The sequence below is a fragment of the Sinomonas sp. G460-2 genome, assembly GCF_047759905.1.
In the GTDB taxonomy this organism is placed as follows: domain Bacteria; phylum Actinomycetota; class Actinomycetes; order Actinomycetales; family Micrococcaceae; genus Sinomonas.
Window position 1 is genome coordinate 1 of the sequence record NZ_JBKZWT010000254.1, and the last position, 5,291, is coordinate 5,291.

General features: G+C 67.5%; 4 protein-coding genes. 2 read left to right on the plus strand and 2 right to left on the minus strand.

All coding sequences use genetic code 11. The annotated features are described in order from the left end of the window. Positions 1–211: 211 nt before the first annotated feature. Entirely contained in the window at positions 212–3,013 is a 2,802-nt protein-coding gene (locus ACLN58_RS17315; RefSeq protein ID WP_415856490.1) for an alkaline phosphatase family protein, read from the minus strand. Between the two features lie 182 nt (positions 3,014–3,195). On the opposite strand from ACLN58_RS17315, the gene ACLN58_RS17320 reads away from it, so the two are divergent. Both ACLN58_RS17320 and ACLN58_RS17325 read left to right on the plus strand, forming a co-directional pair. Next, a complete protein-coding gene (locus ACLN58_RS17320; protein ID WP_415856491.1) occupies positions 3,196–3,558 on the plus strand; it encodes an ArsR/SmtB family transcription factor in 363 nt (120 codons plus the stop codon). 42 nt (positions 3,559–3,600) lie between these two features. Then, positions 3,601–4,062, plus strand: coding sequence for an SRPBCC family protein (locus ACLN58_RS17325; RefSeq protein ID WP_415856492.1), 462 nt, complete (start codon positions 3,601–3,603; stop codon positions 4,060–4,062). Between the two features lie 109 nt (positions 4,063–4,171). Here ACLN58_RS17325 and ACLN58_RS17330 read toward each other — a convergent pair. Further along, positions 4,172–5,291, minus strand: a 1,120-nt coding sequence (locus tag ACLN58_RS17330) for a Dyp-type peroxidase (RefSeq protein WP_415856493.1), incomplete at its 5' end; no start/stop codon positions are given.

Genomic DNA, 5,291 nt, shown 5'->3' on the forward strand with positions numbered 1-5,291 from the left:
GCCCGCGCCCACCAAGTGCTCGCAGGACCTGACGCTCGGCCTCCTGCCGAACAAGAACTGCAACGGCTGACGACGGCGCCAATCCAGTCGCGCTCCGAGGGTCCAGTCGCGCTTCGGCGTCCGTTAACGGAGCAGGCGCCGGGCTCGACGGGTTGCCGAGCCCGGCGCCTGCGGGCCATCAGGGACCGGCGGTCACCCGCCGATCAGCTGGTTAGCCGTCTTCGTGGTTCGTCGAGCCGGCGGGGACGCCAGGCACGTCGTTCGGGCCGTAGATCTGGGAGTCACCCGGGTACGGGGTCGCCCAGTTGTGGGTCTGGTACCAGGTCCAGCGGTTGAACAGGTACGGGTTCGCGAAGTCTTCCTTCGCGCCGTTGCCCGTCAGGTGCTGCTGCTCCGACCAGTCTTCCCACTGCTCGGCGATGTCCTGCATCGAGGCCGGGACGGCCACGGCCTGGGCGGCGGCGTCGTTCACCGCGGCGGCAGCGCCCGTCTGGCCCAGCGTGTCGTTGCCACAGGCCGGGGCGGTCTTGACGCCCTCGGTCAGCGGAACCTGGTTCGGAACCGCGTTGTACGCCGTCAGGTCGGGCGTGTTGGTGAACGCGTCGAACATCGGTGTGGCCGCGGCGACCTTCTGGTTCAGCGGCTGGGCACCGAGGATCTGCTCGATGGTCCGGACCATGTTGATCTGCGAGTAGAACGTGCTCACGGTCTTGCCGTGCACGGCGTACGGGCTGATCACCTGGACGGGGGCGCGGTGGCCGTCGACGTGATCGGCGCCGTCCTGGCCGTCGTCCTCGGCGATGAAGATCGCGGAGTCCTTCCAGTACTGCGAGTGCGAGATCTCGTCGACGATCTTGCCCACGGCGAGGTCGTTGTCGGCGACCTGGGCCTCCGGATCGGCGGTGCCACCGGTGTGGTCGCTCGAGAGCCACATCATCTGGAAGTTCTTCGGACCGTTCTTCTCGAAGTCCTGCTTCCAGGTCGCGTAGCGGTAGATGTCCGGCACCGAGGTGTCGAACGGCGCCGCGTTCGGGTCAGCGATCGCGTTGAGCGATGGGATGGCCGAGCCAGCGTGCATCTGGAGCGCCGGGGTGAAGAGCTGGTTCGGATCGCCACCGGCCATGGTGCTCGTGGCCGCGCAGTAGTACTGCTGCCAAGTCGCGCCCGCCGGCTTGCCCTCCTTGTACTCGAACTCACCGTAGTTGCGGGCGGTGTTGCCCGCCGACTGGATCGCGGTCCAGAGGAAGCCGGAGCGCTGGTGGCCCAGGACGTCCTCTTCGGTGTCGTACGAGCGCGTGTACTCGCCCGCGCTGGTCTCCGTGTACGCGGGGTTGTCGCCCTGCATCATCCAGTTATGACCCTCGGCCGAGTTCGTGCCGATGTCATAGGTGTTGTCGTACAGGCCGAACTGGGTGGCCAGCGCGTGCTGGTTCGGGGTGACCTTCGCCCCGAACTGCGCGAGCGAGGCGTCGCCATTGCCCTGCTTCATGTCGCCGTAGACCTGATCGTACGTGCGGTTCTCCTTGACGATCAGGAACACGTGCTTGATCGTCGACGGGTCTCCGAGCTGCGCGGGGACGGCCGTGGCCTCGCCCTGGCTGTTCTGGTTGTCCGCGGCGGCGTTGTCACCCCAGCCGTTCTGCTTGAAGACTGTCTCGGTGTACTCCTGGATCTGGTCGTCGCTCGGCAGCGTGAACTTGGTGAGCGAGGCCGTGGTGGAGTGCGTGCCGTGGCCGGTCGCAATCGTGGTGCCCGGGCCCTTGTTGTAGCTCAGCTCGGGGCCGCGCGCGTCGATGCCGCGGGTGTTGGTGACCACGATCTGGCCGTTCACGGCGGTGACGTTCTCGGGGTAGTAGTCCGTGGGCAGCAGGCCGATGTAGCTTGCGGGGTCCCGCGGGTCCTGCTTGTTGACCTTGTAGACCGCGATCGCGTTCGCGCGGCCCAGCGAGACCAGCAGGTGATCGCCCTGCATCGTGATCGCTGTCGGCGCGTAGCCGATCTTCGAGGGCGCCCACGGCTGGGTCGCGATGGTCTGCATGACCTTGTTGGTCTTGGCGTCAACCACCGAGAGGGTGTCGCTGTTCGTGTTCGCGACGTACAGGGTGGTGCCGTCGAGGTACATCGCGGTCGGGTGCAGCTGGACGTCGATCGAGCCGACGGCGGCGGAGGCGTTCGCCGTGTCGATGACGCTGAGCGTGCCGCTCGTCGAGGTGCCGAGGTAGGTGTCCGCGGGAACCTGCGTGCCGTAGGAGCCCATGGTCGCTTCGCCCGCGGCGGCCTGGTGGCCGCCCTCGTTGGAGACGTACAGCTTGGTGCCGACGAACCTCAGCTGGCGGGGGGCGATGCCAACGTTGAAGGTCTGCTTGAGCGTGCCCGCGGCCGGATCGATCGCCACGACGGTGTTCTGGCCGTTCACGGCGGCGTACAGCGTGGAGCCGTCGGGGGAGAACGTCATGCCGGCCGTGAGCGCCTTCTTGCCGCCTGCGGTCGGGATAGTGATCGCCGTGCCTGCGCCGAGCGAGCCGTCCGCGTTGAACGGGTAACGGACGATCCCGGTGGCGACCGGCTCGAAGAGGAACTTGCCGTCGGGGGAGAAGACGGGGCCTTCCTGGCCGGTCGAACCGTCGGTCACGTGCTGGTAGGCCATGTTCATGAAGCCCGCATTGCTCGACGCCGCCGCGAACGAGGTCGCGGCGAGGGTGCCAGCCGCGGCGACCGGCTTGTACGTCGTGAGATCGAAGACCTGGAGGTCGACCGAGCGGTCGGTGCTGGTCCCGACAAGGTAGCGACCGTCGGGGCTCACGGTCGAGCCCATGATCTTGCCGAACGGCGTCATGACGCGGTCGCCGATGGGCTTGATCGTCTGGTTCGAGGAAATCTGCTCGCCGTTGTCGTACTGAGCGCCAACCTGCTGCTGGCCGAACGGGAGCGTCGATGCGGCAGCGATGCCGCCGCCAAGCAGTGCGAGCGTGCAGCTCGCGGCGACGATCGTGAGCGGCTTGCGGCCGTTCACGAGCTTCGAGAGGCTGCGAAGGGGTCGTTGAAGGGTTAAAGATCTTCGGCTGGGTTTTGACATATTTGTCATGGACGTGAACGTATTCCCCTCAGTTTAAATCCGACGCCGACTTTGGTGACGTTTTAGGTGCACCTCGGCAACCACTTGACACCTCGGGCGTGGCGCGGATACTTAAGCACATGCTTAAGTTATCGGACAGTGATAACGCGGAAGAGGGCGCTTTGGACGCGATCTTCCACGCGCTCTCCGACCCGCGACGCAGGGCGATCATCAGGCGCCTCTGCCAAGGGCCCGCCTCGGTGACAGCCCTCGCCACCCCGCTCGGGGTGAGCCTCCCCGCCGTCGTCCAGCACCTCGCCGTGCTCGAGGGCGCCGGTCTCATCACGACGTTCAAATCCGGCCGCGTCCGCACGTGCACGCTCGCGCCCGGCGCGCTCCGGAGCGCGGAGGCGTGGATTTCCGCGCGGCGGCTTCCGCAGGAACACGCGCTCGACCGGCTCGGAGCCTTCCTGTCCACGAGCCCCAACCCCGCCCCGCTCTAACCCGCCCAGCCACAACCCGCCCAGCCACCCCTAGGAGTCATCATGAGCCAGCAGATCCAGTCCACGTTCACCGTCGAGCGCGTCATCGCGGCCCCGCCGTCGCGCGTGTTCCGGGCCTTCGCCGACTTCGACGAGAAGAAGCAGTGGTTCGCCGGCCCCCCCGACTGGACCCAGATCGAGGCGTCGCTCGACTTCCGCCCCGGCGGCACGGAGGTCAACATCGGCGCCACTCCGGACGGCGACCGGAGCGAGTTCTACGCGCACTTCTACGACATCGTTCCGAACGAGCGGATCGTGTACACGTACGAGATGCACCATCGCGGCGTGAAGCTCTCCGTCTCCCTCGCGACGCTCGAGCTCGAGCCCGAAGGGGGCGGCACGCGGGTCTCGCTCACCGAGCATGGCGTGTTCCTCGACGGTCATGAGGACCCGGCGCTCCGCGAGGAGGGAACGCGCTGGCTCTTCGACGGGCTCGCGGCGTACGTCGAGCGCGTGCGCGCCTAAGCGTTGGTCCCTTCGTGCTCACATGGGGGCGGCCCTGCGCCGCGACTCACCGCGAGCCTTGTCGTGGCGCGCGGAGCGTCAACTCCCAAAGTGAGCAGGAAGGGACGCCTCAGGCGAAGAGCCCCTCGCCCAGGAATCCGCCGTCCTTCTGAACGCCCGGGACCACGAAGAAGTAGCCCCCGCCGAACGGCTCGATGTAGTCCGTCATGGGCTCGTTCGCGAGACGGGTCTGCGTGGCCTCGAACTGGTCCTGGATGTTCTGCTGGAAGCTCGCGAAGATGAGGCCGGCCTGCATGTTGCCGTTGAGGTCCACGCCGAGCTCGTAGTTGTAGCCGCGGCGCAGCATGCGCGAGCCGGCCGTCTCCTGGGTGCGCGGGTTGGCGAGTCGTATGTGGGCGCCCAGCGGGATCGTTTCGCCTCTGGGGTCGGACGCGTAGTCCGGCGTGTCCGTCTCCTTGTCCTTCCCGAGTGGCGCACCGCTCGCGCGATGCCGGCCGATCATGTTGTCCTGCTCCCCGAGGCCCACGCGGTCCCAGAACTCCACGAGCATGCGGATGATCCGCACCACCATGAACGTGCCGCCCTCGGCCCAGGCGGGCTGGCCGGAGTCCCTGCCGAGCCAGACGAGCTTCTCGTCCTGGGCGGGGTTGACGATCCCGTCCTTGTAGCCGAACAGGTTGCGGGGCGCGCCGTCCGGCCGGGGGCGGTTGTGGAAGCCGTTGATCTTCCATTGGAGCTGGAGCTGCCCGCGCGTGGCCTTCATGATGTCGCGGAGCGCGTAGTGGATCACGTCGGTCGAGTCGGCGCACAGCTGGAGAACGAGGTCGCCGCCCGTCCATTCCTCCTCGATCTGGTCCTTCGGGAAGACCTTCATGCCCGTGAGGCCCTTCGGCTTCTTCGCGGCCAGCCCGAACGCCGGGTTGTCGAAGAGGCTCCCGGCGAGGCCCAGCGTCAGGGTGAAGTTCGCGGCGGGGATGTCCTCGCCCATGACCCCCGAGTTGACCGGCGGCGCGCCGTCGACACCGCTCAGCTCGCTCGAGGGCAGCGCGTCGCTCGCCTTGCGCCCCGCGCCGAGGATCGACGCCTTGACCGTGAGCTTCTGGAGGAGCGCCTTGAGCTCCGCCGCGTCCCGGCTCAGCACCTTGAACGCCGCAAAGCACGCCGACTGCTGCTGGGCGGCGGGGCGGTAGACGCCGGCCTGGTTCGCGCCGAGGAATTCGACGATTTCG

What these genes read in the sequence shown, in the direction of transcription:
- ACLN58_RS17320 (WP_415856491.1), top strand. Translation starts at nt 3,196, where the DNA reads ATGCTTAAGTTATCGGACAGTGATAACGCGGAAGAGGGCGCTTTGGAC.
- ACLN58_RS17325 (WP_415856492.1), top strand. Translation starts at nt 3,601, where the DNA reads ATGAGCCAGCAGATCCAGTCCACGTTCACCGTCGAGCGCGTCATCGCG.